A 26,994-nucleotide genomic window follows, 5' to 3' on the forward strand; every position below is an offset into this window, starting at 1 on the left:
CAATGCCTCGATTCAAGCTTGGACAGGTACGAAAACCGGTCCGCGCAAGTCTCACAAGGCCCTCTAAAGAGTTCCTAACAGCCTGAGGGCCCAGGGGCGATTGACGTCGGGGGGACGGGGTGCCAGCCTCGGGGCGTGCAGGTGACGATGACCGGAGGTAGCGGGCGCGATGGATCCACTCGCCGGTCTCCTGGACGGGCCGAGGGCCCGGGGGGCGTTTCTGCTCCGGATGGTCATGGAACCGCCCTGGTCGGTGCGGATCGAGGACCGGGCCCCGCTGTGTGTGATGACCGTGGCGCGCGGTGAGGCGTGGGTGATCCCGGACCGGGGCGGGCCTGAGAAGGGGGTGCGGCTGGGCCCGGGGGATGTCGCGGTCGCGCGCGGCCCCGACCCGTACACGGTGGCCGGCGATCCGGCCACCGAGCCCCAGGCCTGGATCCTGCCGGGCGAGGTGTGCCGGACCGCCGCGGGCGAGGACCTGGCGGAGCGGATGGCGCTGGGCGTGCGGACGTGGGGCAACAGCGAGCACGGCTCGGCGACGATGCTGGTCGGCACGTACCGGATGGACGGCGAGATCAGCCGCCGGCTGCTGGACGCGCTGCCCCCGCTGCTGGTGGTGCCGGGTGAGGCGTGCGACTCGCCGTTGCTGCCGTTGCTCGGCGAGGAGATCGTCAAGGAGGAGGCGGGCCAGACGGCGGTCCTTGACCGGCTGCTGGATCTGGTGCTGATCTCCGTGCTGCGGACGTGGTTCTCCCGCCCGGAGGCGCGGGCCCCGGCCTGGTACCGGGCGCTGGGCGACCCCGTGGTCGGCCGCGCCCTGCGGCTGCTGCAGAACAACCCGGGCCATCCGTGGACGGTGGCCCTGCTGGCCGCGGAGACCGGGAGCTCCCGCGCGGCGCTGGCCCGCCGCTTCACGGAGCTGGTCGGCGAGCCGCCGATGGCGTATCTGACCGGCTGGCGGCTGGATCTGGCCGCCGATCTGCTGCGGGAGCCGGACGCCACCCTCGGGGCGGTGGCCCGCCGGGTCGGCTACGGCAGCTCGTTCGCGCTGAGCGCCGCCTTCAAGCGGGTGCGCGGCGTCAGCCCGCGGGAGCACCGCTCCGCGGCCAGCGCAGGGTGACGGCGGGACCGCGGGCACAGCCGTCCGGCCCGCAGCTGACGGAGCGTTCGTACAGCAGGGTCAGACGGCGGGCGGTGCGGATGATGTCGTAGCGCTCGACGGCGGCGGGCACCGGGTACCGTACGGGGCCGGCGGCGGCCCGCTGGCGCAGGGCGTCGGCCAGGGCGTCGGCACCGGGGCCGACGCGGCGGGCGCCGGGGGCGGCGCCGGGCGGCAGTTCGTCGAGGGCCGGGCAGACGCCGTGGAGCACGGGGAGCCCGGCCGCCAGGGCCTCCACGGCGGCGAGCCCGAACGCCTCCTCGGCGGACGGTGCCACGAACACGTCCATGGCGGCCAGCAGCCCGGGGATGTCCGCGGGCCGGTCCCCGGTCCCGGCCACCGCCCCGTCGCGCTCGCCGAGCAGCCGGATGCGGTCGGCCACCCCGAGCCAGGCGGCCAGGTCGTGCAGCGCGGTGCGCTCGGGCCCGTCCCCGACCAGCAGCAGCCGGGCCTGGGGCACCTCGGCCACGGCCCGCAGCGCCACATCGAAGCGCTTGGCCGCCACCAGCCGGCCGATCCCGCCGACGACGAAGGCGTGTGCGGGGATGCCGAGGCGGGCGCGGGCGGCGGCCCGGGCGGCGGGGGTGAAGCGGAAGTGGCCGGCGTCCAGGCCGTTGGGCATCAGGTGGATGCGGTGGTTGGCGACGCCCCAGCCGCGCAGCCGGTCGGCGACGGCGGCCGAGACGGCGACGGTCGCCGAGCCCAGGCGCTCGGTGGCGAGGTAGCGGGCGCGGGTGCCGACGGTGAGCGGGCGGCCGTCGATGTGGCGCTCGCCCAGGCTGTGCTCGGTGGCGATCACGGCGCCGACGCCCGCCAGCCGGGCGGCGATCCGGCCGTGCACGCAGGCCCGGTAGAGATGGGTGTGCACCAGGTCGTAGCCGCCGCCGCGGATGAACCGCGCCAGCCGGGCCGGTGCCATCGGGTCGCGGACGCCGATCGGCAGATGGGTGACGGGCACGCCGTCCGCCCGGATGCCGTGGCCGGCGGTGCCGGGCGCGGCCAGGGTGAGGACGTCACAGCGGGCGGGCAGGTGGCGCAGCAGCAGCCGTAGTTGCTGTTCGGCGCCACCCGCGCCGAGGCGCGAGATGATGTGCAGCACTCTCATCGGGCGACCGGGCCCCATCTTCCGTATGTCGCACGCCTTATGGCGCGGGTTTACTCGCGCATCCCGCACCCACAGCCCTCACGCGCGGTCGAAACATGCACGCTGAATCGCATCCGACCATGACAGATGGCGGGATGTAAATCACGTAAGACGCGCGGCGATAGGCCGTCGGAGTGGCGGCCCGCCCGGTGCGTCGGCGAAGCGCGGCAGGGCGCGCCGAAAATCCGATTTGCACAGCCATTCCCCAGCGGATTGTTACCTTCTCATCTCGCGCGATGACATGACGAATGTAGGCCGTCCGGGTCATCGCCGCGCGATATTGCGTCCCCGACGACCCGCGGGAGTGCCCAGATGTCCGCACCTACCCCCGTCAGAGACACGGCCGAGAAGGGTGCCGCGCCCAGTGTCGCTCCCCCGCCCGCGCGGCCCGCGCACCACGAGATGGCCTCCCGCCGCGGGGGCCCGGCCGGGCGTTATGAGTACAAGCGGTACAGCCAGCTGGCGGGCCCGCTGACGCAGCCCCCGACCGGCCGCCCGTACCGGGTGCGCTGCCGGAGCCTGCTGGCGCAGGAGCCGCACCGGGTCCGCGCGGCGCTGCTGCTGTGCGCGGCGCCGGTGTGCTCGGCGCTGCTGCTGCTGTGGCTGCTGCAGCCCCAGCACTGGGTGCACCGCGACGGTGTGGCGGGCTGGGAGACGGCCGCGGACCGGACGATGCTGTTCTCGATCGCGCTGATCGAGGCGTTCCGCCTGTTCACCGTGGTCTCCAACGCGCACGCCACACTGGTGGCCCGCGACCCGGTACCGGTGACCGCCGAGCCCGGGACCCGGGTGGCCTTTCTGACCAGCTTCGTCCCCGGCAAGGAGCCGATCGAGATGGTCCGGGCGACGCTGGAGGGGGCCAAGCAGGTCAGACACGCCGGGGGACTGGACGTATGGCTGCTCGACGAGGGAAATGACGAGGAGGCCAAGGAGCTGTGCGCCCGGCTGGGCGTACGGCATTTCTCCCGCAAGGGCGTCGAGAAGTGGAATCAGCCCAAGGGCTCCTTCCGCGCCAGGACCAAGCACGGGAATTACAACGCCTGGCTTGACGCCCATGGCGACGACTATGAATTCATGGCCTGTGTGGACACCGATCATGTGCCGCTGCCCAACTTCCTCGAGCGCATGATGGGTTACTTCCGCGATCCGGACGTCGCCTTCGTGGTCGGCCCGCAGGTGTACGGAAATTACGACACGGCGGTCACCAAGGCGGCCGAGAGCCAGCAGTTCCTCTTCCACGCGCTGATCCAGCGGGCGGGCAACGCGTACGGCGGCCCGATGTTCGTCGGGACCAACAACGCGGTGCGCATCGCCGCGCTGCGGAGCATCGGCGGTCTTTACGACTCGATCACCGAGGACATGGCCACCGGCTTCGAGCTGCACCGCCGCCGCAACCCCGCCACCCGGAAGAAGTGGCGCTCGGTCTACACCCCGGACGTACTGGCCGTCGGGGAGGGCCCGAGCACCTGGACGGACTTCTTCACCCAGCAGCTGCGCTGGAGCCGCGGCACCTACGAGACGGTGCTCAAGCAGTTCTGGAAGGCGCCGTTCACGCTCTCGCCGGGGAAGCTGCTCAACTACTCGCTGATGATCGCCTACTATCCGATGACCGCGCTCAACTGGATGCTGTCGGCGCTGTCCTGTGCGCTGTTCCTGGTGCTCGGGGCGTCCGGGATCCAGATCCCGGCGGAGATGTGGATGATGCTCTACAGCGACGCCGCGGCGCTGCAGATCGGCCTGTACATCTGGAACCGGCGGCACAACGTCTCCCCGCACGAACCGGAGGGCTCCGGCGGGGTGGCGGGGATGCTGCTCTCGGCGCTGTCCGCCCCGATCTACGCCAAGTCGCTGTGCGACGCGCTGCTGCGGCGCAAGAGCCGGTTCGTGGTCACGCCCAAGGGCGACTCCTCCAGCGCCGACCGGCTGTCCACCTTCCGTATCCATCTGGTGTGGGCCGTGGTCTTCGGCGGCTCGCTGGTCGCCTCGCTGTTCCTGGGCCACACCCACGCGGCGATGCGCACCTGGGCGCTGCTGGCGCTGGCGCTGTGCCTGGCGCCGATGGCTATCTGGTCGGGCGGGCTGCTCCTGGCGCGGCGCGGGCGGCGCACCGCCCCGGCGGTGCCGACGGCCCGCGCCGAGGCCCACTGACGGAGCGCGCCCGCCCCGTCCTCATCTGTCGCGCACCATGGCGTTGCGGGCCAGGTCGAGCGCGTACTCCGTCCACCAACGGCCGGCCGGGGGGCCGCCGTTGCAGGTCCCGTCGGACTCGCCGGGGCGCTTGATCCACAGATACGCGTCGATGGCGGGGTCGCCGGTGCGGGTGCTCGGGGGGTCCCCCAGGGCCCGCCCCGGGGGGTTGCACCAGTTCTCCTGGTCGTCGCTGGCGGAGCGTACGGCGCCGGTCTCACCGCTCTTGCCGTCGTCGCCCTCGCCCCTGGCGGGGCTGAGCGGGCCGTTGCCGTTGCGGCTGGTGTCGATGATGAAGTGGACCCTGCCGAGCTGGGTGGACAGGCGACGGCCGTAGGCGCGGGTCACCGAGGTCGGCTGGAAGTTCGAGACGTTCAGGGCGAAGCCGTCCGCCTGGTCGATGCCGGCCTTCATGAGCGGCTCCACCAGCCGCTCGGTGTCCCTGATCCACCCCGGGTTGCCGGCGTCCAGGTAGATCCGGGTGGCGGGCATCGCGGAGAGCATGGCGACCGCGTCGCGCAGCAGGGCCAGCCGTGGCGCCCGCAGCGGCTTGGGAACGCAGCCGTCGACCACCTGGGCCACCGCGTCGGGCTCCAATACGACAATCGCTTTTCGTTCGCCGATTCCGGAGACGATCTCACGGATCCAGTCCAGATATTCGGCGTCGTTCCTCGCCCCGCCCCGGGAGTATCTTCCGCAGTCCCGGTACGGAATGTGATAGGCGACCAGCACCGGCACCCTGTTCTGCCGCGCCGCGGATTCGGTGACGAACCGGACCCGCTCGCGCGGATGCGGGCCCAGCCATTCGGCGATCGGCTCGTCGGCGATCCGCCGCATGAGCTCCGCCTCCGCGTACCGGCCGGCGCGCCGCTGCTCACGGGCCTGCCGGGCGGCCGGGCTGTCCGGGTTCACCCACAGTCCGCCCCGCCGGTCCGACTCGCCGGAGGTACCGAGACAACCGCTCAGCGCGAGGAGCGCGGCGGCGCATCCCGCCAGCGGCGCCCGGCATCGCGCAATGGCTCTTCCGAGCCCTTTCTCGGCCATTCGAGCACACCTTTCCCACAGTTTCCCGGGCTCGGAATTGACGACACGTGTCGCATCATGGCATCGGGAACGGGCGGTGGCTTTCAATTCACGCCTGTGTTGCCCCGCCGCCATCGGGGCGAATTTCGGAAAGGGCCGTGAGGCCTACCCGTCGCGGTCCTCGCCGGTGCGCCACAGCGGGTGTTCATGGGCCGCCCACTCCCGGTCGACGGTGCCGGTGCGCATACCGCGCCGGGCCTCCGGGTCGCCGAGCGCCATGGCGATGTGCCCGAGCAGGACGACGCCGACGGCCAGCGCCAGCCAGTCGTGGACGAAGGTGGCGCTGGTGCGCCACACCAGCGGGGCCAGGCCGGTGAACCACATCAGCAGCCCGGTGCCCGCCATGACCAGTACGGCTCCGCTGATATAGGCGGCGTACAGCTTCTGCCCGGCGTTGAACTTGTCCGCCGGGCGCGCCCCGTCGCGAGCATCGCGCCGCAGCACCGAGCGCAGCCAGCGGCGGTCGTGCGGGCCGAAGCGGTTGAGGCGGGAGAGGTCGGCGCGGAAGGCCCGGGAGACCAGGCCCAGCAGCGTGGGGACCGGCGTGAGGATGCCGGTCCACTCGTGCACCGTGACCACGAGGGCGCGGCGGCCGACGAGTTCGGCGAGCTGCGGCAGATACAGACAGGCCGCGCTCACCACACAGGCGCCGAGGAGGACGGCGGTGGTGCGGTGGACCCACCGCTCGGCCGGGGTGAAGCGGGCCACGCGGGGGCGGGGCCGGGTGCGGGCGCGTGCGACGGGGCGTACGGGGCGGGGGCCGCCGGGGCGGGCGTCAGGTGGTGGGGGCATCGTCGCGTCCGTTCGACGTGCCGACCCAGGCGTCCACGTCGTAGCCGCGGTCCTCCCAGTAACCGGGCTGTACGTCGCGGGTGACCTCGATGCCGGAGAGCCATTTCGCCGACTTGTAGAAGTACATGGGGGCGACGTACAGCCGCACCGGGCCGCCGTGCGAGTGGCCCAGCGGCTCGTCCCGCATCCGCAGGGCGACCAGCACATCGTCCCGGCGGGCCTGTTCGAGGGTGAGGCTTTCGCTGTACGCCCCGTCGAAGCAGGTGAAGCGGACGGCCCCGGCCCCCGGCCGGACCCCGGCGGCGTCCAGCAGCGTGGCCAGGCGTACGCCTTCGAAGGAGGTGCGCGGCACGCGCCAGCCGGTGACGCACTGGACGTCGTGGACGATGCGGTGCTGGGGCAGCGCGCGGAGGTCGGCGAGCCGGTAGCCGGCGGGCCGCTCGACGAGCCCGCCGACGGTCAGGCGGTAGTTGCCGGCGTTCTTGTGGGGCACGGAGGAGGTCACCGAGTAGTAGCGGAACCCGCCGCCGTTGGGGAGCAGCCCGGTCACCCCGGTGGGGTCGTTCTCCGCCGCCGCGGCCAGGAAGGTCTCCAGGCGGCGCTGCAGCCAGGGGGCGGCGGCCATGCCGCCCGCGCCCAGGGCGAGCATGCCGAGGATGACGCGGCGGCCGACGGGGGTGCCGCGGTCGGCGGGGTCCGGGTCGGCGGCGCCTGGTTCCGTGGCACCCGGGTCGGCGGGGTCCGGGTCGGCGGCGGGGTGCTCCGCCGCACCGGGGTTGCGGTCCATGCCCTTGATGAGAGCACTCCGGGGGCCGCGGACGCCAGGGACTTCGGCCTTTCGTCAGACTTCCGTCAGATTCGGCGCCCCGCCCCGCCCCGCTTCCGCCGAAGTCGGCGCCCCGCCGGCTACCCCACCGCCTTCGCCGCCGCGCGGCCCGCCGTACGGCCGGAGAACAGACAGCCGCCGAGGAAGGTGCCCTCCAGGGAGCGGTAGCCGTGGAGGCCACCGCCGCCGAACCCGGCCGCCTCGCCCGCCGCGTACACGCCGGGCAGCGGCTCCCCGCCCTCGGTCAGCACCCGCGCGGACAGGTCGGTCTCCAGGCCGCCCAGCGTCTTGCGGGTCAGGATGTTGAGGCGCACGGCGATCAGCGGGCCCGCCTTGGGGTCCAGGACGCGGTGCGGGGCGGCGGTGCGGATGAGGCGGTCGGCGAGGTATTTGCGAGTGCCGCGCAGGGCCGTGATCTGGAGGTCCTTGGTGTAGGGGTTGGCGATCTCCCGGTCGCGGGCGATGATTTGGCGGCGCAGCTCGGCCTCGTCGATCAGGGGTTCCTTGGTGAGTTCGTTCATCCGCCGTACGAGGTTCGTGAGCGACCGCTCGACGATGAAGTCCGCGCCGTGGTCCATGAACGCCTGGACCGGGCCCGGGGCCCCGCCCCGCCCCCGGTTCAGCACCTCGCGGACGCTCTTGCCGGTGAGGTCCGGGTTCTGCTCGGAGCCGGAGAGCGCGAACTCCTTCTCGATGATCTTCCGGGTGAGGACGAACCAGGTGTGGTCATAGCCGGTCCGCATGATGTGTTCGAGCGTGCCGAGGGTGTCGAAGCCGGGGAAGAGCGGCACGGGGAGCCGTCTGCCGCGGGCGTCGAACCACAGCGAGGAGGGGCCGGGCAGGATGCGGATGGCGTGCCGGGGCCAGACCGGGTTCCAGTTCTCGATGCCCTCGGTGTAGTGCCACATCCGGTCGCGGTTGATCAGCCGCGCGCCCGCCGCCTCCGCGACGCCCAGCATCTTGCCGTCCACGTGCGCGGGGACGCCGGAGAGCATCCGCTCGGGCGGGGCGCCAAGACGCTCGGGCCAGTTCTGGCGGACGAGTTCGTGGTTGCCGCCGATCCCGCCGGAGGTGATGATCACCGCCTGGGCGCGCAGCTCGAAGGCGCCGGTGACCTCGCGGCTGCTGGGGGTGCCGCGCTCGGCGTCGCTGGGCTCCAGGATCTCGCCGGTCACGGTGTCGACGGCGCCCGCGCTGCGGGACAGCCCCGTCACCCGGTGCCGGAACCGCAGCTGGACCAGGCCGCGGGCGGCCGCGGCCCGCACCCGCCGCTCGAAGGGCGCGACGACGCCGGGGCCGGTGCCCCAGGTGACGTGGAAGCGGGGGACGGAGTTGCCGTGCCCGGTCGCGTCGTAGCCGCCGCGCTCGGCCCAGCCGACGAGCGGGAACAGCCGCAGCCCCTGGGCGTGCAGCCAGGCCCGCTTCTCCCCGGCCGCGAAGTCCACGTACGCCTCGGCCCAGCGGCGCGGCCAGTGGTCCTCCTCGCGGTCGAACCCGGCCGTGCCCAGCCAGTCCTGCCAGGCCAGTTCGCGGCTGTCGCGGATGCGCAGCCGGCGCTGCTCGGGCGAGTCGACGAGGAAGAGGCCGCCGAAGGACCAGTGGGCCTGGCCGCCGAGGGACTGTTCGGGCTCCTGGTCCAGCAGGATCACCTTGCGGCCGGCGTCGGCGAGTTCCGCGGTGGCCGCCAGCCCCGCGAGCCCCGCCCCGACCACGATCACATCCGCGTCGTACGCCATGGTTTCTGGTGTCCCGTCCTGTGTGGAGCGCGCCGGAAGGCCGGCGGCCGGGCCGTGGTGCCCCAGGCACCGGTGGGTGTCGGTCGATCCTGCCTACCGGTCAGTACGGCGTCAACCCGCCGGGCGGGCGGCGCCCCTTCCTCCGATCCTCCCTCTGCCCGGCCGCGGACCCCAACTCCCGCCCCGCACCGCCTTGTGCACATAACGGGGACAATCGATCGCGGAGATGGACAGCGGGGTTCGGCGGGCGGCATCATCATCGACCATGGCTGACCACCATCCTTCTCCCTCGCGACCGCACAGCGCGGACAAGCGCGTGGTGAGTCCTACGCTGGTCACTCCCGGCCCGCAGCCCGTCGAGCTCGCCGGGGGCGGCGCCGAGGAGGAGCCGCAGGTGCTGCGGGGCGAGGTGGTCGGCCCCCGGCACGCCCGCCGGCGCCCGGTCAGCGACCGGCGCAAGGCCGCGGCCGGGGCGATTCTGCTCTCCGCGACCGGCGCCGCCACCGCGCTCTTCCTGATGCTGGGCAAGGACGGCCGCCAGGCCGCCGCCGCGCCCGCACACGACGCGCCGTCGTCGGCGCCCGACGCGGGCGCGGACGACGCCGTACCCGTGGCCGACGCGGCGGTCGGCACCGAGCCGCTGCCGGGCGCGTCGCGCACCGCCGAGCCCGCGGCGGCCCCCCGCGCCCCGACCGCCCAGCCCAAGGCCCCGGCCACGACACCCGCCCAGCGGCCGGCCCGTACCGAGCAGCCCTCGCGCCCCTCCTGGCCGTCCCAGTGGGGAGGCCGGGGGCGGTCCGCGGAGGACTGGCAGCGGGACAGGGAGGCGGCGGCCCGCTGGGCGCAGGAGTGGGCGGACCGCTACGGCTCCGACTACGGCGGCTCCGGCCATGACGGCTCCGGCTACGACGGCTCCGGGCGCGGGGGGCGGCACCACGGCGGGTCGGACTACCCGGGGTACCCGGGCGGGGGGCAGTGGCGCTGACGGCGGCCCGTTCCGCGTGAGTGCCCGTTCCGCGTGAGTGCCCGTTCTGCCCGGGCCGCCGTTCTGCTTGGATGGCGGCATGTCTGACGAGGAACCGTCGCAGAAGCCGCGTTCCGCCGATGAGCTGCTGGACATCGTGGACGAGCGGGACCGGGTGGTGGGCCAGGCCCGGCGGGCCGACGCGATGGCCCGCCGACTGCGCCACCGGACCGTCTTCGTGCTGGCCCGGGACGGCGCGGACCGGGTCTTCGTCCACCGCCGCACCGCGGTCAAACTCGTCTTCCCTTCGCTGTACGACATGTTCGTCGGCGGTGTCGTCGGCGCGGGCGAGTCGTACGACACGGCGGCGCTGCGCGAGGCCGAGGAGGAGCTGGGGGTGTCCGGGCTGCCCGCGCCGACGCCGCTGTTCTCCTTCCTCTACGACACGCCCGAGCACACCTGGTGGTCGAGGATCTACGAGGTCCGCTGCGAGCTGCCGGTCGCCCCGCAGGCCGAGGAGATCGCCTGGCACACCTTCCTGAGCGAGGAGGAGCTGGGGCGGCGGCTGGCGGAGTGGGCGTGGGTGCCGGACGGGCTGGAGGCCTATCGGCGGCTGCTGGAGTGGCGCCGCCAGGGCCGGGCTCCGGAGGGTCCGGAGGGTCCGGACGAGCCCTAGTAGGCTTGTCCCATGATCGACGCCAACCGCACGCCGGCCCGGGGCAGGCTCGCCTCCGCCGTCGCGGATGTGCGGCTGTGGTTCGCGCCCGAGCGGTTGCGCACCGAGGGGGAGACCCCCGACTACCGCTTCTCCCTCGCCAACGAACGCACCTTCCTGGCCTGGCTGCGCACCGCGATGGCGCTGGTGGGCGGGGGCTTCGCGGTCGATCAGTTCCTGCCGGACACGGACACGACACTGCGGCTCGCGGCCGCGCTCACGCTGCTGGCGGGGGGCGCGGTGTGCGCGGTGCGGGCGCTCAACCACTGGATCCGCTGTGAGCGGGCGATGCGGCGCGGCGAGGACCTGCCGGTCTCCCGCTTCCCGGTCGTGCTGGGGCTGGCCGTCGGGGTGATCGCCCTGGTGATGGTGGGCCTCGTCGCGTTCCGCTGGGGCGGCTGAGCCGATGGCCGGGCCCGACTCGCCCACGGGGCCGCAGGGCCCGGAGCGACGCGATCCCCCGTCACGCGGTCCCGAGTCGCCCAATCCCCGGTCCCCCGACCCGGCGTCCGAGGGTTCCGTGTCGCGCGATCCCGGGCTGCAGCCGGAGCGGACGCGGCTGGCCTGGCGGCGTACGACGCTGGCCTGTGCCGTCGCCGCGTCGCTGGCCGCCCGGCAGGCCCTGCACAACGGGACCGGGCCGGTCTCCCTGCTCTGCGCGGCCCTGGCCGCACTGGCCTGGCTCGGCTTCCTGGGTGTGGCGGGCCGCCGCATCCGGGCGGTGTCCGCGCCGCGTCCGCCCGCACTGTCCCCGCGGGCGGCCGCGGCGGCGGCAGGCTGCACCCTGGCGCTCGCGGCCTTCGGCGCCGCGCTGACCCGGTGACGCGCCGTCCCGGCAAGACGCGCGCTGACCTCGCCGCTAGGCCCTGTCCGGGCGATCTTCGCGGGCCCGCGACGCCTGGCACCGCGCCTCGCTGCGTTGTCGGGATCGTCCGAGTACGACCCGGTACGAGGACGACCTTCCGCCTTGCGATGCACGGCACCAGACGCCGCGGCCTGATCCACGAAGATCGCCCGGACAGGACCTAGCCGACCGTGACGACGATCTTGCCGCGAGTGTGGCCCTCCTCGTTGAGGCGGTGCGCGTCGGCGGTCTTCTCCAGGGGGAAGACGGACGAGACCTCCACGCCGAGGGCGCCGCGCTCGGCGATGTCGGTGAGGTCCTGCAGATCGTCCGGATCGGGCCGGACGAAGACATAGCGGCCGTTGAGGGCGAGGACCGCCTGGTCGGCGATGGAGGCCAGCCGCCCGCCCGGGGCCAGCAGCGGAACGGACTCGGTGAGCGCGTCGCCGCCGACCGTGTCGAAGACGGCGTGCACCCCGCCGGGGGCCAGCGTCCGCACCCGATCGCGGAGCCCTTCTCCATAGGTGATCGGCTCGGCGCCCAGCGAGCGCAGGTATTCGTGGTTGCGCTCGCTGGCGGTGCCGATGACCCGGGCGCCGAGGTGCCTGGCCAGCTGGACGGCCATGGAACCGACGCCGCCCGCGGCGGCGTGCACCAAAACGGTGTCGCCCTCGGCCACCTTCAACGCCTTGACCAGCGTCTGGTACGCCGTGAGGCCCGCCAGCGGAATGCCCGCGGCCTGCGTGAACGTGAGGTTCCGCGGCTTGCGGGCGAGGGTGCGCAGGGGCGCGGCGACGTATTCGGCGAAGGTGCCCCGGGACAGGAAGTCCTCGCGCACGTATCCGATCACCTCGTCGCCCGCCGCGAAATCGGTCACCGCCGGGCCGGTCCGCTCGACGACGCCCGCGACGTCCCAGCCCGGGATGACCGGGAAGACGGCCTCCAGGACGGGGTCCAGATAGCCCGCCCGCGCCTTCCAGTCGACCGGGTTGACGGCCGCGGCCCTGACCTTGACCAGGACGGAGTCCGGGCCGACCTTGGGCTCGCGGACCTCCCCGTACTCCAGGACCTCGGGGCCGCCGTAGCGGCGGTAGGTGATGGCCTTCATGGGGCGCTCCTTGCGTTCCTGCACGGTATGCGGGCCGGACGGCGGGCGCGGCGGGGGCCTGCGCTCCCGTCTTCGACGCTCCCGCGCCCGCCGACCCGGCGCAAACCGGGCGGGCTAGCCCACGCTGATGTTGCGGCAGGTGGAGCTGCCGCTCTTGGCGACGACGCTGCGTCCGACGGGGATGGCCTGATCGCCCCCGCCGCCCCTGCTGTCGCAGTCGCTCTTCTGCACGGCTACCCCGTATTCGTCGCCATAGGGGTCTCCGTGCGTCGTCGACTGCTGCGCCTGGGCCGCGTGGACCCCGCCGATGGCCATGGCGGCGGCAACGGAAGCGCCCAGAACCACGGCTCGGATCATTCTCGTCATCAGACCTGCCTTTCTGACATGCACGCCGTCGGCGCGTTCGCCCGCAGCCTGCCGAGCGGCGTCGTGCGACGGGGCCAACGACACGGCCGCGTACCTCGAACGGCCCAGCACTGGACTCCATACCGACTGGTCGGCATCATGATGCGGGACCGTCCGTGCACCCGCCCCGCGTCCGCCCGCCCGTCCGCTCGCCCGCAGCACCCCAACGGAGGAAGAGACCCGATGACCGCAGGCAATCCGCCAGGACTCGACCTCGAACGGCTCCGCGCCCACCTGGACCGCGAGCGCCCGGGGCTGGTGCGCGGGCCGCTGCGCGCCGAGCTGATCGAGGGCGGCCGGTCGAACCTCACCTACACGGTCGACGACGGCGCCGCCCGCTGGGTCGTGCGCCGCCCGCCGCTGGGCCATGTGCTCGCCACGGCCCATGACATGCGGCGCGAGCACCGGGTGATCGGCGCGCTGCACCCGACCAGCGTGCCAGTGCCGGAGCCGGTGCTGCTGTGCGAGGACGAGTCGGTCCTCGGATCGCCCTTCTACGTCATGGAGTTCGTCGAGGGCACGCCGTACCGCACGGCCGAACAGCTCACCCCCCTCGGCCCGGAGCGCACCCGCCGCGTCGTCCTCGGCCTGGTGGACACCCTGGTCGAGCTGCACGCCGTCGACCCGGCCGCCGTCGGTCTCGCCGACTTCGGGCGCCCGGACGGGTTCCTGGAGCGGCAGCTGCGCCGCTGGGGCAAGCAGCTGGCCGCCTCCCGCAACCGTGAGCTGCCCGGGATCGACGAGCTGCACGAGGCGCTGGGCAAGGCCCTGCCCCTCGCCGCCCCTTCTGGAGCCTCCGCCGTGGTCCACGGCGACTACCGGCTGGACAACGTACTGGTGGGCGCCGATGACCGGATCAAGGCGATTCTCGACTGGGAGATGTCCACCCTCGGCGATCCGCTGACCGACCTGGGCCTGCTGGTGATGTACAGCGAGCAGGAGGAGACGGCGGACTCGCCGATCACCACGACGAGCGGCGCGCCCGGCCATCCCGCGCCCAGCGAGCTGATCGAGCGCTACGCGGCCGGCTCGGGCCGCGATGTCGGCGGCGTCGCCTGGTACACGGCGTTCGCCTACTTCAAGCTCGCCGTGATTCTCGAAGGCATCCACTACCGGTTCACCCTCGGCCAGACCGTCGGCGCCGGCTTCGACCGCATCGGCGAAGTCGTCCCGGTGTTCGTCGAGAGCGGCCTCACCACGCTACGGAAGGGCTGAGACAGCCATGGACTTCGCATTCGACGCCCGCACCGAGGAGCTGCGGGCCAAGCTGCTCGCCTTCATGGCGGACCATGTCCACCCGGCCGAGGCGGTGGCCGAGGAGCAGCGCGCCCGGCTGGACTCCCCCTGGCTGACCCCGCCCGTCGTCGAGGAGCTCAAGGCGGAGGCGCGCAAGCAGGGCCTGTGGAACCTCTTCCTGCCCGACGTCGAGTACGGGGCGGGGCTGACCAATCTGCAGTACGCGCCGCTCGCCGAGATCACCGGCCACAGCCCCCAGCTGGCCCCCACGGCCCTGAACTGCGCCGCCCCCGACACCGGGAACATGGAGGTGCTGGCCCAGTTCGGCACCGAGGAGCAGCGCGAGCAGTGGCTGGAGCCGCTGCTCGCGGGCGAGATACGGTCGGCGTTCGCGATGACCGAGCCCGAGGTCGCCTCGTCCGACGCGACCAACATCGAGACCCGGATCGAGCGGGACGGCGACGACTACGTCATCACCGGCCGCAAGTGGTACATCTCCGGGGCGATGAACCCGGACTGCAAGATCTTCATCGTGATGGGCAAGACTGCCCCTGATGGTCCCGACGGCACCGACATCCGCCGTCAGCAGTCGATGGTGCTGGTGCCCCGCGAGACCGAGGGCGTCGAGGTGCGCCGGGCGATGCGGGTCTACGGCTACGAGGACCACTACCACGGCGGCCACGCCGAGGTGGTCTTCCACGGCGTGCGGGTCCCGGCCGCCCACCTGATCGGGGAGGAGGGCGGCGGCTTCGCCATCGCCCAGGCCCGGCTGGGCCCCGGCCGTATCCACCACTGCATGCGGCTGATCGGCATGGCCGAGCGCGCGATCGAGCTGATGTGCCGCCGGGCGGTGTCCCGTACGGCCTTCGGCAAGCCGCTCGCCCGGCAGGGCCAGGTCCACGCGTGGATCGCGGACGCGCGGGTGGCCGTCGAGCAGCTGCGGCTGCTGGTCCTCAAGACGGCCTGGCTGATGGACACCGCCGGCAACCGGGCGGCGCACACCGAGATCCAGGCCATCAAGATCGCCACCCCCCGCACGGTCGTCGACATCCTGGACCAGGCGGTGCAGCTGCACGGCGCGGGCGGGGTCAGCCAGGACTTCCCGCTGGCCGAGCTGTGGGCCGCGGCGCGGACGCTGCGGCTCGCGGACGGGCCGGACGAGGTGCACCAGCGGTCGCTGGCGCGGCGGGAGCTGAAGAAGTACCTGTAGCCGCGGTCCGGGTCATGGCCGCAGGGCGCGCAGCAGCAGGTCGGCGAGGTGGTCGGCGACCTGCTGGGGGGTGAGCGGGCCGTCGGGGCGGTACCAGGTGCCCAGGTGGTGGACCGATCCGAAGTGGTAGTCCACCACCAGGTCGGCCGGGGTCTTCGAGCTGAACACCCCCGCCCGCTGGCCCTCCTCCACCAGGGCGCGGAACCGCTCGTGGTAGCGCCGCCGCTCCGCCCGTACCTGCTTGTGCTTCTCCGGGCTCAGATGGTGCATGGACCGGAAGAAGATCGTCGCGTCGTCGAGGTTGTCGATGGTGGTGACCACGACGTCGGCCGCCGCGTCGCGCAGCCGCTGCTCGACGGGCGCGTCCGCGTCCGCGAAGGCGTCCAGGCGCTCCTGCTGCAGCCGCAGCACCCGCCCGTAGATCTCGTGCAGCAGATCGTCCTTGGAGCCGAAGTAGTGGTAGAGGGCGCCCTTGGTGACGCCGGCCGCCTCGACGATCTCCTGTACGGAGGTCCGGTCGTAGCCGCGCTCGGCGAAGAGGCGGGTGGCCGCGGCCAGCAAGCGCTGCGGCACCGGTTTCTCCCCGCCCCTGTCGTCGTGGCTCATCCTGGCCATCTGGTCGCCACCTGCCTCTCGTTCGTGCCGGGCCGCTACTCCCGGGGGGTCCGCGCCTCACGCAGCTCCCGACGGAGGATCTTGCCACTGGCCGTCTTGGGCAGCTCGGGCAGGATCTCCATCCGGCGCGGATACTTGTACGCCGCCAGCCGCTCCGCGCAGTACGAGGTCAGCTCCTCCGGCGCCACCTCGGCGCCCGGCCGCAGGCTGACGTACGCCTTGACCGTCTCGCCGCGGTACGGGTCGGGGACGCCGACGACGGCCGCCTCGCGCACCGCGGGGTGGGTGTACAGCACGTCCTCGACCTCGCGCGGCCACACCTTGAAGCCCGCGGCGTTGATCATGTCCTTCTTGCGGTCGATGACGTACAGCCAGCCGTCCGGGTCCATGAAACCGATGTCCCCGGTGCGCAGTTCCCCGTCGGGCAGGACGGCCGCGCTCGCCTCCGGCTGCCGCCAGTAGCCGGGCACCACCATGGGGCCGCGCACCGCGATCTCGCCCGGCTCGCCGAACGGCACGTCCCGGCCCTCGTCGTCGACGATGCGCACCACGGAGTCCGGGCCTGGCAGGCCGACCGCCAGGGTGCCCGAGACCGGGTCGACGGGGGCGCGTTTGCCGGGCGGCACGCTGGCGCAGGGGGCGGTGCACTCGGTCAGGCCGTAGCCGTTCTTGAGGTAGAGGCCGGAGCCCGCCTCGAACCGCTCGACCAGCGCGGGCGGCAGCGGGGCCCCGCCCGAGGAGATGAGCCGGAAGGACGCGAAGTGGTCGCGGGTCACGTTCGGCTGGGCCATCAGCGCCATGAACGCGGTGGACGGGCCGACGGTGTAGGCGGGGCGGTACTCGACGAAGGCGTCGAGGACGACGCCCGGCTCGAAGCGGTAGGCCATGGCGAGGGTTCCGCCGTCCGCGAAGGAGGCGCACAGCTCACAGACCATGCCGGTGATGTGGAACAGGGGGGCGAGCACGAAGATCGTGGAGCCGTCGGGCATCTCGTGGCCGACATGCTGCCGCTCGGCGTTGTAGGAGAGGTTGCCGTGGGTGTTCATGGCGCCCTTGGGGGTGCCGCTGGTCCCCGAGGTGTAGCTGATCAGCGCGATGTCGTCGGGGCCGGGCTCCGGCACCTCGGGCGGCGCGGCGCCGCCGCGGGCCGCCGTGAGCAGGTCGTCGGTGTCCTCGGGGGCGGGGGCCCGCCCGTGGGTGAGCACACGGGCGTCGTCGCGGGTCTGGAAGTCGTACGCGTCGGCGGTGAGCGCGATGCGTACGGAGGCGGCGGCGGCCGTGGCGCGCGCGTACTCCTCCCAGGCGTGGCCCGAGCACACCAGGGCGCTCACCTCGGCGTCGGCCAGCATGTGGCCCAGCTCGCCCGCCTTGTACATGGGGTTGACCGGCACCACCGCGCCGCCCGCCTTCCACGCGCCGAGCAGGGCGAGCACGAAGTGCGGGGTGTTCTGCAGCATGATCGCGAGCCGGTCGCCCGGCCCGAAGCCCCGCGCGGCGAGATGGCCCGCGACGCCGTCGGAGAGCTCGTCCACCTCGCGGTAGGTCAGCCGCCCGTCGAAGTAGGCGAGCGCGGTCCGGTCGGGCCTGGTCCGCACGGCGTCCCGGAAGGCGTGCAGCACGCTCGGCCGCGGCCGGACCGGTCGGCGCTGGGTTTCGGTGAGCTGAGCGAGCCATGGCTGGTCCTGGTACGAGGTCATGGGGGCGGCCCTGTCTGCTCGGGGGATGGGGGTGCGGGGCGTCCGTACGGATCAGCCGGTCGTACGGATCAGCCGGTGGCACGGATCAGCCGGTGGCCTCTTCGACCTTGCGCTGGATGTGGTTCATGTGGGTGAGCCATTGGTCGGTGTCGGTGGCGCGGGCCGCGTAGTACTCGGCGACCTCGGGGTGCGGGAGGATCAGGAAGCGCTCCCGCGCGATCCCCTCGAGGAGCGCGTCCGCGACCTGCTCCGGCTCGATCGCGGTGGGCGCGAGGACGAGGTCGCCGGTGGCCCCGGCGGCGCGCAGCATGTCGGTGCGGACGCCCTGCGGGCAGATCGCGTGGACGCTGATGCCGCGGTGGCGGTAGGTGGTCGACAGCCATTCGGCGAAGGCGAGCGCGGCGTGCTTGGACACGCTGTAGGGGGCCGAGCCGACCATGGTCAGCAGGCCGGCCGCGGAGACGGTGGCGACGAAGCGGCCGCTGCCGCGCTCCAGCCAGTCGGGCAGCAGCTCGCGGGCCGCCCGGACGTGCGCCATGACGTTGACGTCCCATGCGTCCGCCCACAGCCGCTCATCGGCCTCGGCGCCGCCGACGGGGGCGAGGCCGGCGTTGGCGCAGTAGATGTCGATGCCCCCGCCGAGCGCCGCCCGCGCCTCGGGGACCACGCGTGAGGCGTCGCCCGGAACGGCCACCGCGCCGATCTCGTCGGCGACGGCCTTCGCCTTGTCGGCGTCGAGGTCGTTGACCACGACGCGGGCGCCCTCGGCGGCGAAGCGGCGGGCCAGGGCGGCGCCGATACCGCCTCCCGCCCCGGTGACCACGGTTCGCGCTCCACGCACGGCGCCTCCACGCACGGTATCCACGCATGCTCCTTCGGCCGGGGGTCTGCTGCGTCGCTCACCCGCGTCGCTCAGCTGCCCGGCAGACTAACCAGTCGGTATGTGTAAACGGAAGGGGCCCGACGGGGCCTAGCGGTCGCCGCCGCTCACCCCGCCGCCCGAGCCCCCGCTCCCCGAGCCCCCGCCGGCAACGCCGGCATCGCCCGGCTTCCGCATCACGCTCCGCCAGCGGGCGTTCTCGCCGGCCAGGGCGTCCCACAGGACGTTGAGCGGATGGGCGCCGTCCCACGCGGCGCGCTCCCCACCGCGTACGAACACCCCGACCAGCACCGCCAGATCCGGCCCGAGGTCATCCGCCAGCTGGAGCGTCCGCAGCCCCGCGCCGCTCTGCAGCCGCCCGTCGGCGACCGCTTCGCCGATGCCCTGGGTCACCAGCACACAGCCCCGCAGCACGCCCGAGGAGAGCAGTTCCAGGCCGTACTGCACGGTGTCGATCTCGGCCGCGATATGCAGCTCCTGGCGGTAGCGGGCGCCGAACCAGCCGCGCAGAAAGCCGGGTATCAGACCGTCCGCGGAGACCGCGAGGGGCAGCCCGGGGAGTTCGCGGACCGAGAGCCCGGGGCCGGGCAGCTCGTCCTCGGAGAGGTTGGTCACCAGGGAAAGCCCGCTGCGCCGCCACTCCATCACCTCGAATCCGTCCAGCCGGCTGTCCCCGTCCCCGGTGGTCAGCACGGAGCCGCAGACCAGGTCGAGCTCCTTGGAGCCGAGCCGGTCCAGCAGATCACGGGTGCGCACATGCTCGACCTTGAGCTCCACGCCACGGCGCTCGAAGTCCTCGGTGACCAGTTCCACGGCGCCCAGCAGAAAGCCGAGGGTGTAGCGGGTGGAGCCCACGTTCAGCCGGCTGCCGAGCCGGCGGCGGCAGCCGTGCACCGACTCCAGCCAGTCCTTCAGCGTGCCGCGCGCGAGTTCGGCCAGGGCCTCGCCCGTGGGGGTGAAGAGCACGTTCCGGCTGCGGCCCCGCTTGAGTACCAGCGGCTCACCGCACAGCGCGCCGAAGTTCCGGTTCATGGTGTCGAGTTGTTTCTGGACGCTGGACTGCTCCCGCCCCAGCAGCCGGGCCGCGCCCAGTGCGGTACCCGCCTCGTGGACCGCGAGCAGCGTGCGGAGCTGGTCCATCGTGGTGTCCAGCAGTGCCGTGGGGTACTGCCAGCGGGAGTTTAAGGGCATGCCGGCCTTCCGCGTGGAGATGACGAATTCCGGCTCGCAGCATAGTCCAGTGGGCTCCGGCAAACTGATCCGGAGAACAGCGTTGCTTTTCTTGGGATTTGTATTCGGGAATTCCAAGGACCGCATTCCGCGGGGGGATTCAGCATTTCCCGTCGCCGTCGCCGTCGGCGGCGGACAGGCGGGCACGAGAGGCGGCGCGGACCGGGCGTGCCCGGCGCGCCGGTGCCGCGGCGGGCCGGGGGTCGGCCCGCCGCGGCGCGAGGAGGGGTGCGAGGCCGTCAGCGGTGCGCGGGGAACTCCACCACCTGCTGGAACGTCGGCCGGTTCTGCCAGTGCGCCTTGTCGTGGGTGATGCCGCCCAGCGGGCGCTGGATGATCGAGTCGGCGCACCACTGGTCGCCCGCCGAGCAGTTGGCGTCGCCGGGGTAGACCTCCGTGGCGGGCTTGGCCGCGGCCTGCTTCAGACTGGTCAGGAGGGCGTCACGGCACGCGGTCAGATCGCCGGCGCCGCAGTACTTCTTGGCGAGCGGACCCTGGACGTCCTCCCCGAGGACCGCGCGCAGGTCCTTGTCGACATAGGACCACCAGCCGTACTGGAAGGAGGACCCGGCGTGTGAGCCGGTGGGTCCGTGACCGGCCGAGGGGGCCTCGTCGACGGTCAGATTGGCGCGCAGCGCATCGTACAGATCGGCGCCCAGCTGAGGTTTGAACTCGGCCTCCACCAGAAGCGGCCACCACGCGTCCATGATCCGTACGGCGTCGGCGTGCCCATAGGTGTGCGAACCGGCGGATGTCTCGCGGCGCTGGGCGCCCGCCGCCTGCCAGGACTCCAGCTGCTGTACGGCCTTGGCCGTCTGCGGATCGGTGACCGGCGCGCTGCGCAGGACCTTCAGCAGCTCCGGCAGCACGTCCTCGCCGCGCAGATCGGTGACGGCCGCCTCGGCCATGGCGCGGGTGAGCGCGGCGCGGGTCACTCCGCCCTTCTTCACCAGGGCGCGCACCCGGTCGTCGAGGAGGTTGCCGCGGTGCACCGAGCCGTTGCCGAAGCCTGCCGCGGTGTAGCCCTTGGCCTGCCGGTTGTTCCAGCTGGTGTAGTAGTCCTGGTCGATGGACTGGGGGTGCTGGGCGGGCGGGGCGTACGCGGCGGTGTTGACCGTCGGGTCGAAGTCCCGCCATTCGTAGGCCGCCTCGCCCTTGATCGGAAGCGAGGGGTCCACGTCCGCCGCCCGGACCAGGTTCAGCCCGCTGTTGTAGTAGGCGGTCTGCCGGGAGTCGGCGTAGAACCAGTTGAAGGTGTAGTTGATGTGCTGCGCGGCGCTCTGGAAGGACTTGGCGTCCTTCACATAACCGGGGTCGTTGAGCATCTGGAAGCCGACGATCGAGTCGGCCTCGTGGCGGTAGCTGGCGCGCAGCAGGGCGTAGGCGACGGGTTTGCCGTCGACCGTCGCGCGGTGGGTCACCAGGCCGTACTTGGTGCGGTAGACCTGCATGCGGTACGAGCCCTCGGCGGTGGAGTCGGCGAGGGTCGGCTTCCAGGCGTTGCGGCGCTCGATCTTCTCCATCGGCAGGCAGGAGCCGTGGTAGCGGTAGTACGTCGAGTCCTTCGTCGGGGCTCCGCCGTCCGGCGCGCACAGCTCGACGGCGAAGGTGTCGGTGACGTCCTGGGCGGAGGTGGTGGCGCTCCAGGCGTAGTCCTGGCCGCGGCCCAGCTGTACGTACATCCCCACGCCCGCGAAGGAGGCGCCCCGGGCGCTGATGCCCGGGCCCTGGAGCTCCTGGAGCATCAGCAGCTGCGGGGCGAAGTAGCCGGTCTGCGGGCCGAAGACGGCGACGGGGTGTCCACTGGCGGTGTTCTTGCCGGAGACCAGGAGCGCGTTGGACATGCCGTGCTTGCGGCTGAACAGATCGCGGGGCAGCACGCCGTCGTCGTGGATGCCGCGCAGGGGCTCCAGCTTCTTCGGGGCCTTGACCGTCGCCGTCGCGCCGGTCTTGGCACTGCCTGTCTTGTCGTAGACCAGCTGCTCGGGGGTGAGCGAGCCGGGGTCGGGCAGGGCGGTGCCCTTGGCGTTCGCCGGTTTGCCCGCGTACGGGAAGCTGGTGCCGTCGTGCACGGTCAGCGCGGCCTCGGGGTCGTCGCGCTCGCGGAAGGACTCCCACACCTTGGTGCCCTCGGCCAGGCCGTACTTCTGCTGGGCGGCGAGCAGCGACAGCGCCGACTCCACCTCGCCCCCGCCGCCGTTGCCGAACAGGGCGCCGACGACGGAGGCGAGGGCGATCAGATCGGTGAGCTTGAACGGCTCGATCTCACCCGCGTTGGTGATCGCGTCGATGTGGCCGGTGAGGACGTACTCGCCGGGGAAATAGCGGCCGTCCTTGGCCTGTTTGCGGTAGGCGTTGATACCGTCCACGTACGCCTGCGCGTCGGCCAGCGCCTGTCTGCCGCGCTCGCCCTGGGTGGCGAGGATGTAGTCGATCTGGGCCTGGTAGTCCTCTTCCTTGTACGGCGCCTGGCTGAAGAAGCTCTGCTCCAGGCCCTGGTTGGCCTCGGCGCCGCCGGCGAACGAGGTCAGCTCGCCGCGGCCCACGTGCCGGAAGAGGTCCATCAGCCACAGCCGGTCCTGGGCGGCGGCGTACCCGGCCCCGAACTCGGTGCCCTCGCGGGTGGTGCCCTGGATGTGGGGCACCCCGGTCTTCTTGTCGCGCGTGATCGTCACATCGTCGCGGGGCTTGTCCACCTTGGCCACCTGGTCGGCGGGCACCCCGAACGAGGAGTCGTTGAAGAAGTCGGTCAGCTTGTCGTCGGTGAGCGTCGGATACCCGGCGACCAGGTTGTTGTACGGGCCGAGCTGGTCGGTGCTGTGCTCGGGGTGGGTGCCGAACGCCTTGTTGGCGAGGATCTCGGCGAGCGTGGCGTTGCCGTTCTGGCCGGGTGGCAGGATGTCCGAGCACTGGCCCTGGCAGTAGTCGGTGACGGCCGCGGCGGCCGGCGCCGCCTGCGCCCGCTGCGGGAGCGGCCCCGCGAGCGCGGCGCCGAGGGCCAGCACGGCCGTGGTGGCGATCGCGGTACAGGTGAGCTTGCCGGTTCGTCGTCGCATGTACGCTCCTCCCGGGTGCCGTTGGGACGGGAGGTTACCGGCGGTATGACCGGCCCGGAAGATGAGCAGCCGTCACCTTTCCTGGAAATCCAACTTCCTTGGGGATTTCCGGAATCGGATGGATCCGGATCGCGCTCCGTTACGTCCATTCGACAACGAGTCGGGTCCGCACTCGCGGAGGTGGAAAGAGATGGCCGGTTTCAGAGCACTCGCACGAGACGTCCGCAACCCACGCAGGCACATCACCGCGCGCCGCACCTCGCTGCGCAAATGCCTCGAACGGTTCGCGCCGTACGGGCATCGAGCGACGTGGCACCATCTGTGCTCCCGGGCGGGGATCGCCCTGGAGGACCGTCACCCCGAACCGGCACGACTGATCACGGCGCTGGAGGAGCTGGAGGAGGCGCGCACCCTGTGGCTCGGGTACGAAGCGGACTTCGCCGCCCGGCGCCGGCAGGAGAAGCACCACGGCATCCGCCAGCCGAGCGCCATGGACGACTGGCATCTGCACACCTGGGGCGGATGCGACATCATCCGCTGCGAGAGCCCGTCGGCCCACCCCGACGGCCGGCTGGCGGACGTACTGCGCCGGCTGATCCTCGCGATGGAGTCGGGGCCGGTGTCGACCTGCCCGGTCTGCACACAGGACCGGCTGACCTGGCAGGACAACCTGGGCCGCCACCCGTGGGAGGGTCCGGTCTGCGGCACCTGCGGCATCGTCGTCCCCGCCCCGGTCCTCACCCCCGAGGCGCTGGCCGCCGCCCGGCACACCAGGTCCGGCCGCGCCCCCAAGTCCGGCCACTCCGCCGCATCCACCTCAGCCACCGCGTCCGCCCGGCCCCACAGGCGGTACGCCACCGTATGAGGGAGCCATGACCAAGCCCCGGGGCGCGCCCGTCGGAAACCGGCGGGCGCGCCGCCGCGTCGGGCGCCACGGCCGTGGCTCCTTCGCGTCGGGCGCCATGGCCGTGGCTCGTTGACAGGTGGCGCCCGCCCGACCATGCTGAGCAGTCGCTTAGTGGTCGGACAGTGGTCGAATGCCAGGGAGGCCGTGACATGGCAGAGCCAAGGATCTTCACCTCGCCCGAAGAGCTGCGTTCGGCGGTCGGGGAAGACCTCGGCCCCAGCGACTGGCTGGTGATCGACCAGAAGCGGATCGACCTGTTCGCCGAGGCGACCGGCGACCATCAGTGGATCCATGTGGACCCGGAGAAGGCGGCTGCGGGCCCCTTCGGCACCACGATCGCCCACGGCTATCTGACGCTCTCCCTGCTGCCCTCGTTCACCCCGCAGCTGCTGTCGGTCGAGGGCGTGCGCATGGGGATCAACTACGGCGTGAACAAGGTCCGTTTCCCCTCCCCCGTCCCGGTCGACTCGCGGCTGCGCGCCACGGGGCGGCTGGCGGAGGTGACCGAGGTGGCCGACGGCGGTGTGCAGGTGACGCTGGTGGTGACCGTGGAGCGCGAGGGCGGACAGAAGCCGGTGTGCGTAGCGGAGTCCGTGGCCCGCTACTACCTCTGATTGCTGTACCTAGGGTCTGTCGTCAAAGGGGGGCGTCCGGCCGCGAGCGGCGTCTGGTGCGGTACACCGCAAGGCGGAGCGTCGCCCTCGTACGCTGAGCGACCCCGCCCGCGTGCGTGCGCTGCTGGCCGGGGCGGGCTTCACGGGGGTCGCGAAGGAGGCGGTGGAGGTGTCGCTGGGGGCGGGGACACGCCCCTGGACGCGGTGGAGTTCATGACCGGCACGGGCGCGCTGCGCACCGCGCTGGCCTCGGCCGACCACCCGGCCCGCGAGCGCGCCCGGCAGGTACTCGCCGAGGCGCTGGAGCCGTACGGGTCCCCGGGCGGTGTACGGCTGGGAGCCGCGCTCCGGCTCGCCACCGCGCGCCGCGCGGCGTAGGCCCGGAAAAGCCCCCGTCGTCCGACTCGGGGGAACCAATCGCGTGCGACGCCTGGGTTTGTGGTGAGTTTGGGACACCGACACGCCGTGGCGTCGGCGTGTCGGTGTCCCAAACTCACCACAAAGTCACTGGCATTGCATCCAGCACGCATAAGGCGAGGAGTCGAACCGGAATTGCACCGCGCAGCCGACGGTTGCTGCACGGCTCTTCGGACATAAGGGGCGATCAACCTAGCTCAAGCGCCCTCTTGACGCCCGTCCGCCTCCGCAGGCAGGGCGAAACCAGAACCCTCGTCAGGCAGCATGACCATGCGTACGGCCATGCGGCGAGAGCCGGGGGGCCGATCACCTGGCTCCGTCACGTACTTGTGCAGCAAGGTCTTGTACTCCTCGGCGAACGCCGCCACCTGATCCTTTGTCATCCACAGGCCGGAGCGGTAGATCTGATGCCACCCCGCTGAAGCGTCATAGCCGGCGTAGGCCTTGACGACCAGGTTGAGGTCCTGCGTCATCTTGAGCGCGCCGATCTTCAGCGCGGCCTCGCGCTCGTCGGCCGCCATCGCCAGCCCCGGCGGCGTGAAGATGTCCGTCATGAGCGATTTCCACCAGCGCTCCCGACCCGTGGACCGCTCCTCGATCTCGGCGATCAGCTTGAGATCGGCGAGCTTGCGCAGGTGGTAACTGGTCGTGCCGGTGCTCTCGCCAAGCGCCTTGGCGACGCTGGTGGAGTTCGCTTCACCGTGCTCGCCGAGGTAGCTCAGAATGTCGCGGCGCACCGGGTTGGACAGCGCCTTGGAGAATGCCTTGAGGTCCGGGCCGGTAAGGACTCGTGTCTCGGGACGCTCAGCCATGTGGCCACCCTACTGCAGAGAGTCTCTGCAGTGATTGCAGAGATTTTTTGCAGAAAATCTCTGCAGAGGCTACGGTGGAAGGCATGACGACCCACGGATGGGTCGAACACTCGGGGGCGAGATGCAGAAGGAAATGACCAAGACGGCGCTCGCGACTGCAGACATACCGCAGGTGGCGGCTACCGCTTGGACGTCTATCGGGTCGGAGGGGGCCACCCGTGCCTGACTCACTGAATGCCCGGATGCGCGACGACATCGACGACCAGGTCGCCGAAGCATTCGACGCGTATCTGGCGGACCGCCTGGCCGAGCCGGGTCCCCTCCGTACCGCACTGGCGACCAGGCGCAGCGCAGGGGTGGTGCTGGGCACGATCAGTCTGGGCACCCTCGCTACAGCATTGGCGCCGACCGGCGCGACGGTCGTCTGCTGGGTTTGGGGTGCGATCGCCTTCGTCGACGTGGCTTGGCTACTGACTGCTCGCCGCCATTGACGTCCTGCCCAGAAGACGGCTTTGCGTTCCTCCCGGCTTCTTCGTAGCAGACGGCGACGGCCGGGCAACTGGACTTGTTCGCTGGTTCGGCTGCCCCGTCCCGAAGGCTGTCCTCCAGGTGATCGCCGACCTGCTGCGCGCGGCGGCCGGCTGACTCCAGGGGAGCCCTGATGCCAGGGCCTAGCCCGCCGCGCCCACCATGCGCAGCGCCAGCCCGGCGTAGAGCTCGCCGACCTCGTCGGGCGTGCTGCGGCCGCGGGGGTTGAACCAGCGCGCGACGTCGATGCACAGCGACAGGACGGCGACGGAGGTGCCGCGGACGTCGGCGACGTCGAAGTCGCCCGTCTTCACACCGTCCTCGACGATCGCGCGCACCGCGCCGTCCGAGGCCCGTCGCATCGCGGTGATCTCGGCGTAGTGGTCCTCGGCGAGCGCGCCGATCTCGTACTGGACCACGCGGGCGGTGGTGTGGTGCTCGGCGTGCCAGCGGACGAAGGAGCGCACGGCGTCGGCGAGCCGTTCGGCGGGGGTGCCGGCGCTGTCCCGGGCCTCTTCGAGGATGTCGAGGGCGAAGCGGTGGCCGACCCGGCTGATCTGGTAGAGCAGTTCTTCCTTGGTCTTGTAGTGGATGTAGAGCGCGGCGGGGCTCATACCGGCGCGGCCCGCGATGTCGCGGGTGGTGGTGGCGTGGTAGCCGCGCTCGGCGAAGGCGTGCACCGCGGCGGTCATCAGCCGCCGGGCGGCGTCCGGGGTGATGTCGCGCCACGCCTCGGGGGTGCCCTCGGTGTTCTTCGCCTCCGCATTCATGGCGGACACCCTACATGTCGGTGAGCAAGCGCTTAGCCTCACTCGGGCGGCTCAGGCGG

The 26,994-nt window shown here is 72.3% G+C and carries 26 protein-coding genes; 12 read left to right on the forward strand and 14 right to left on the reverse strand.

What is annotated here, in order from left to right; genetic code table 11:
• Positions 1-169: 169 nt before the first annotated feature.
• Entirely contained in the window at positions 170-1,120 is a 951-nt protein-coding gene (locus ACFZDL_RS25075; RefSeq protein ID WP_353592692.1) for an AraC family transcriptional regulator, read from the forward strand.
• Here ACFZDL_RS25075 and ACFZDL_RS25080 read toward each other — a convergent pair.
• On the reverse strand, positions 1,080-2,264 hold the full coding sequence (locus ACFZDL_RS25080; protein WP_353592691.1) for a glycosyltransferase: 1,185 nt from the start codon (positions 2,262-2,264) through the stop codon (positions 1,080-1,082). The genes ACFZDL_RS25075 and ACFZDL_RS25080 overlap by 41 nt on opposite strands.
• 351 nt (positions 2,265-2,615) lie before the next feature.
• Between ACFZDL_RS25080 and ACFZDL_RS25085 the strand changes: the two genes are divergently transcribed.
• Positions 2,616-4,451, forward strand: a complete 1,836-nt coding sequence (locus ACFZDL_RS25085) for a glycosyltransferase family 2 protein (RefSeq protein ID WP_391192340.1) — start codon at positions 2,616-2,618, stop codon at positions 4,449-4,451.
• Positions 4,452-4,472: 21 nt separating this feature from the next.
• Here the strand turns inward: ACFZDL_RS25085 and ACFZDL_RS25090 are convergent, their stop codons facing one another.
• The 4 genes from ACFZDL_RS25090 to ACFZDL_RS25105 all read right to left on the reverse strand — a co-directional run bounded on the left by ACFZDL_RS25090 (position 4,473) and on the right by ACFZDL_RS25105 (position 8,927).
• Positions 4,473-5,534 carry a glycoside hydrolase family 6 protein gene (locus tag ACFZDL_RS25090; RefSeq protein ID WP_391192343.1) on the reverse strand — a complete coding sequence of 354 codons (1,062 nt, stop codon included), beginning with the start codon at positions 5,532-5,534 and terminating at the stop codon, positions 4,473-4,475.
• 144 nt (positions 5,535-5,678) lie between these two features.
• Positions 5,679-6,365, reverse strand: a complete 687-nt coding sequence (locus ACFZDL_RS25095) for a cytochrome b/b6 domain-containing protein (protein WP_391192345.1) — start codon at positions 6,363-6,365, stop codon at positions 5,679-5,681.
• A complete protein-coding gene (locus ACFZDL_RS25100; RefSeq protein WP_353592689.1) occupies positions 6,349-7,152 on the reverse strand; it encodes a molybdopterin-dependent oxidoreductase in 804 nt (267 codons plus the stop codon). The genes ACFZDL_RS25095 and ACFZDL_RS25100 overlap by 17 nt, the downstream gene beginning before the upstream one ends.
• 119 nt (positions 7,153-7,271) lie before the next feature.
• A complete protein-coding gene (locus tag ACFZDL_RS25105; RefSeq protein ID WP_353592688.1) occupies positions 7,272-8,927 on the reverse strand; it encodes an FAD-binding dehydrogenase in 1,656 nt (551 codons plus the stop codon).
• A gap of 316 nt (positions 8,928-9,243) precedes the next feature.
• On the opposite strand from ACFZDL_RS25105, the gene ACFZDL_RS25110 reads away from it, so the two are divergent.
• The 4 genes from ACFZDL_RS25110 (at position 9,244) to ACFZDL_RS25125 (ending at position 11,429) form a co-directional block, all read left to right on the forward strand.
• Positions 9,244-9,912, forward strand: a complete 669-nt coding sequence (locus ACFZDL_RS25110) for a hypothetical protein (RefSeq protein WP_353592687.1) — start codon at positions 9,244-9,246, stop codon at positions 9,910-9,912.
• 79 nt (positions 9,913-9,991) lie between these two features.
• A complete protein-coding gene (locus tag ACFZDL_RS25115; RefSeq protein WP_353592686.1) occupies positions 9,992-10,567 on the forward strand; it encodes an NUDIX domain-containing protein in 576 nt (191 codons plus the stop codon).
• Between the two features lie 12 nt (positions 10,568-10,579).
• On the forward strand, positions 10,580-11,008 hold the full coding sequence (locus ACFZDL_RS25120; protein WP_353592685.1) for a DUF202 domain-containing protein: 429 nt from the start codon (positions 10,580-10,582) through the stop codon (positions 11,006-11,008).
• 118 nt (positions 11,009-11,126) lie between these two features.
• Entirely contained in the window at positions 11,127-11,429 is a 303-nt protein-coding gene (locus ACFZDL_RS25125; protein ID WP_353592684.1) for a DUF202 domain-containing protein, read from the forward strand.
• A gap of 202 nt (positions 11,430-11,631) precedes the next feature.
• On the opposite strand, the gene ACFZDL_RS25130 is transcribed toward ACFZDL_RS25125, so the two are convergent.
• Both ACFZDL_RS25130 and ACFZDL_RS25135 read right to left on the reverse strand, forming a co-directional pair.
• The gene (locus tag ACFZDL_RS25130) at positions 11,632-12,558 is read right to left on the reverse strand and encodes an NADP-dependent oxidoreductase (protein WP_353592683.1); all 927 of its coding nucleotides are present in this window, start codon (positions 12,556-12,558) and stop codon (positions 11,632-11,634) included.
• A 114-nt stretch (positions 12,559-12,672) separates the two neighbouring features.
• Positions 12,673-12,924 (reverse strand): hypothetical protein, encoded by a 252-nt coding sequence (locus ACFZDL_RS25135; RefSeq protein WP_353592682.1) that lies wholly within the window; start codon positions 12,922-12,924, stop codon positions 12,673-12,675.
• Between the two features lie 222 nt (positions 12,925-13,146).
• On the opposite strand from ACFZDL_RS25135, the gene ACFZDL_RS25140 reads away from it, so the two are divergent.
• Together ACFZDL_RS25140 and ACFZDL_RS25145 are read left to right on the forward strand one after the other, a co-directional pair.
• On the forward strand, positions 13,147-14,178 hold the full coding sequence (locus ACFZDL_RS25140; protein ID WP_353592681.1) for a phosphotransferase family protein: 1,032 nt from the start codon (positions 13,147-13,149) through the stop codon (positions 14,176-14,178).
• A 7-nt stretch (positions 14,179-14,185) separates the two neighbouring features.
• Positions 14,186-15,409, forward strand: coding sequence for an acyl-CoA dehydrogenase family protein (locus ACFZDL_RS25145; RefSeq protein ID WP_353592680.1), 1,224 nt, complete (start codon positions 14,186-14,188; stop codon positions 15,407-15,409).
• Between the two features lie 12 nt (positions 15,410-15,421).
• Here ACFZDL_RS25145 and ACFZDL_RS25150 read toward each other — a convergent pair whose 3' ends face one another.
• From ACFZDL_RS25150 to ACFZDL_RS25170, 5 genes are all read right to left on the reverse strand, one after another.
• Positions 15,422-16,015, reverse strand: coding sequence for a TetR family transcriptional regulator (locus ACFZDL_RS25150; protein ID WP_391192388.1), 594 nt, complete (start codon positions 16,013-16,015; stop codon positions 15,422-15,424).
• A 44-nt stretch (positions 16,016-16,059) separates the two neighbouring features.
• Complete coding sequence (locus ACFZDL_RS25155) at positions 16,060-17,721, reverse strand: AMP-binding protein (protein ID WP_353592678.1); 1,662 nt, start codon at positions 17,719-17,721, stop codon at positions 16,060-16,062.
• An 85-nt stretch (positions 17,722-17,806) separates the two neighbouring features.
• Positions 17,807-18,562: an SDR family oxidoreductase gene (locus ACFZDL_RS25160; protein ID WP_353592677.1), complete on the reverse strand. Its 756-nt coding sequence runs from the start codon at positions 18,560-18,562 to the stop codon at positions 17,807-17,809.
• A gap of 129 nt (positions 18,563-18,691) precedes the next feature.
• Positions 18,692-19,792: a LysR family transcriptional regulator gene (locus ACFZDL_RS25165; RefSeq protein WP_353592676.1), complete on the reverse strand. Its 1,101-nt coding sequence runs from the start codon at positions 19,790-19,792 to the stop codon at positions 18,692-18,694.
• Positions 19,793-20,070: 278 nt separating this feature from the next.
• Entirely contained in the window at positions 20,071-22,887 is a 2,817-nt protein-coding gene (locus ACFZDL_RS25170) for a penicillin acylase family protein (protein WP_353597126.1), read from the reverse strand.
• Positions 22,888-23,077: 190 nt separating this feature from the next.
• On the opposite strand from ACFZDL_RS25170, the gene ACFZDL_RS25175 reads away from it, so the two are divergent.
• The 3 genes from ACFZDL_RS25175 (at position 23,078) to ACFZDL_RS25185 (ending at position 24,786) form a co-directional block, all read left to right on the forward strand.
• Entirely contained in the window at positions 23,078-23,752 is a 675-nt protein-coding gene (locus tag ACFZDL_RS25175; protein WP_353597125.1) for a hypothetical protein, read from the forward strand.
• 191 nt (positions 23,753-23,943) lie between these two features.
• Positions 23,944-24,408 carry a MaoC family dehydratase gene (locus ACFZDL_RS25180; RefSeq protein ID WP_353597124.1) on the forward strand — a complete coding sequence of 155 codons (465 nt, stop codon included), beginning with the start codon at positions 23,944-23,946 and terminating at the stop codon, positions 24,406-24,408.
• A 213-nt stretch (positions 24,409-24,621) separates the two neighbouring features.
• Complete coding sequence (locus ACFZDL_RS25185) at positions 24,622-24,786, forward strand: hypothetical protein (RefSeq protein ID WP_353597123.1); 165 nt, start codon at positions 24,622-24,624, stop codon at positions 24,784-24,786.
• A gap of 236 nt (positions 24,787-25,022) precedes the next feature.
• Here ACFZDL_RS25185 and ACFZDL_RS25190 read toward each other — a convergent pair whose 3' ends face one another.
• Positions 25,023-25,637 carry a helix-turn-helix domain-containing protein gene (locus ACFZDL_RS25190; protein WP_353597122.1) on the reverse strand — a complete coding sequence of 205 codons (615 nt, stop codon included), beginning with the start codon at positions 25,635-25,637 and terminating at the stop codon, positions 25,023-25,025.
• Between the two features lie 242 nt (positions 25,638-25,879).
• Between ACFZDL_RS25190 and ACFZDL_RS25195 the strand changes: the two genes are divergently transcribed.
• On the forward strand, positions 25,880-26,128 hold the full coding sequence (locus ACFZDL_RS25195) for a hypothetical protein (RefSeq protein WP_353597121.1): 249 nt from the start codon (positions 25,880-25,882) through the stop codon (positions 26,126-26,128).
• A 180-nt stretch (positions 26,129-26,308) separates the two neighbouring features.
• Here the strand turns inward: ACFZDL_RS25195 and ACFZDL_RS25200 are convergent, their stop codons facing one another.
• Positions 26,309-26,935: a TetR/AcrR family transcriptional regulator gene (locus tag ACFZDL_RS25200; RefSeq protein WP_353597120.1), complete on the reverse strand. Its 627-nt coding sequence runs from the start codon at positions 26,933-26,935 to the stop codon at positions 26,309-26,311.
• Positions 26,936-26,994 lie beyond the last annotated feature (59 nt).

It is taken from the genome of Streptomyces sp. NPDC007917 (assembly GCF_042959105.1).
In the GTDB taxonomy this organism is placed as follows: Bacteria; Actinomycetota; Actinomycetes; order Streptomycetales; family Streptomycetaceae; genus Streptomyces.

What these genes read in the sequence shown, in the direction of transcription:
- ACFZDL_RS25165 (WP_353592676.1), bottom strand. Translation starts at nt 19,792, where the DNA reads ATGCCCTTAAACTCCCGCTGGCAGTACCCCACGGCACTGCTGGACACC.
- ACFZDL_RS25195 (WP_353597121.1), top strand. Translation starts at nt 25,880, where the DNA reads ATGCGCGACGACATCGACGACCAGGTCGCCGAAGCATTCGACGCGTAT.
- ACFZDL_RS25075 (WP_353592692.1), top strand. Translation starts at nt 170, where the DNA reads ATGGATCCACTCGCCGGTCTCCTGGACGGGCCGAGGGCCCGGGGGGCG.
- ACFZDL_RS25150 (WP_391192388.1), bottom strand. Translation starts at nt 16,015, where the DNA reads ATGAGCCACGACGACAGGGGCGGGGAGAAACCGGTGCCGCAGCGCTTG.
- ACFZDL_RS25135 (WP_353592682.1), bottom strand. Translation starts at nt 12,924, where the DNA reads ATGACGAGAATGATCCGAGCCGTGGTTCTGGGCGCTTCCGTTGCCGCC.
- ACFZDL_RS25080 (WP_353592691.1), bottom strand. Translation starts at nt 2,264, where the DNA reads ATGAGAGTGCTGCACATCATCTCGCGCCTCGGCGCGGGTGGCGCCGAA.
- ACFZDL_RS25115 (WP_353592686.1), top strand. Translation starts at nt 9,992, where the DNA reads ATGTCTGACGAGGAACCGTCGCAGAAGCCGCGTTCCGCCGATGAGCTG.
- ACFZDL_RS25185 (WP_353597123.1), top strand. Translation starts at nt 24,622, where the DNA reads ATGACCGGCACGGGCGCGCTGCGCACCGCGCTGGCCTCGGCCGACCAC.
- ACFZDL_RS25100 (WP_353592689.1), bottom strand. Translation starts at nt 7,152, where the DNA reads ATGGACCGCAACCCCGGTGCGGCGGAGCACCCCGCCGCCGACCCGGAC.
- ACFZDL_RS25170 (WP_353597126.1), bottom strand. Translation starts at nt 22,887, where the DNA reads ATGCGACGACGAACCGGCAAGCTCACCTGTACCGCGATCGCCACCACG.
- ACFZDL_RS25180 (WP_353597124.1), top strand. Translation starts at nt 23,944, where the DNA reads ATGGCAGAGCCAAGGATCTTCACCTCGCCCGAAGAGCTGCGTTCGGCG.
- ACFZDL_RS25095 (WP_391192345.1), bottom strand. Translation starts at nt 6,365, where the DNA reads ATGCCCCCACCACCTGACGCCCGCCCCGGCGGCCCCCGCCCCGTACGC.
- ACFZDL_RS25175 (WP_353597125.1), top strand. Translation starts at nt 23,078, where the DNA reads ATGGCCGGTTTCAGAGCACTCGCACGAGACGTCCGCAACCCACGCAGG.
- ACFZDL_RS25120 (WP_353592685.1), top strand. Translation starts at nt 10,580, where the DNA reads ATGATCGACGCCAACCGCACGCCGGCCCGGGGCAGGCTCGCCTCCGCC.
- ACFZDL_RS25155 (WP_353592678.1), bottom strand. Translation starts at nt 17,721, where the DNA reads ATGACCTCGTACCAGGACCAGCCATGGCTCGCTCAGCTCACCGAAACC.
- ACFZDL_RS25140 (WP_353592681.1), top strand. Translation starts at nt 13,147, where the DNA reads ATGACCGCAGGCAATCCGCCAGGACTCGACCTCGAACGGCTCCGCGCC.
- ACFZDL_RS25085 (WP_391192340.1), top strand. Translation starts at nt 2,616, where the DNA reads ATGTCCGCACCTACCCCCGTCAGAGACACGGCCGAGAAGGGTGCCGCG.
- ACFZDL_RS25190 (WP_353597122.1), bottom strand. Translation starts at nt 25,637, where the DNA reads ATGGCTGAGCGTCCCGAGACACGAGTCCTTACCGGCCCGGACCTCAAG.
- ACFZDL_RS25200 (WP_353597120.1), bottom strand. Translation starts at nt 26,935, where the DNA reads ATGAATGCGGAGGCGAAGAACACCGAGGGCACCCCCGAGGCGTGGCGC.
- ACFZDL_RS25130 (WP_353592683.1), bottom strand. Translation starts at nt 12,558, where the DNA reads ATGAAGGCCATCACCTACCGCCGCTACGGCGGCCCCGAGGTCCTGGAG.
- ACFZDL_RS25145 (WP_353592680.1), top strand. Translation starts at nt 14,186, where the DNA reads ATGGACTTCGCATTCGACGCCCGCACCGAGGAGCTGCGGGCCAAGCTG.
- ACFZDL_RS25090 (WP_391192343.1), bottom strand. Translation starts at nt 5,534, where the DNA reads ATGGCCGAGAAAGGGCTCGGAAGAGCCATTGCGCGATGCCGGGCGCCG.
- ACFZDL_RS25105 (WP_353592688.1), bottom strand. Translation starts at nt 8,927, where the DNA reads ATGGCGTACGACGCGGATGTGATCGTGGTCGGGGCGGGGCTCGCGGGG.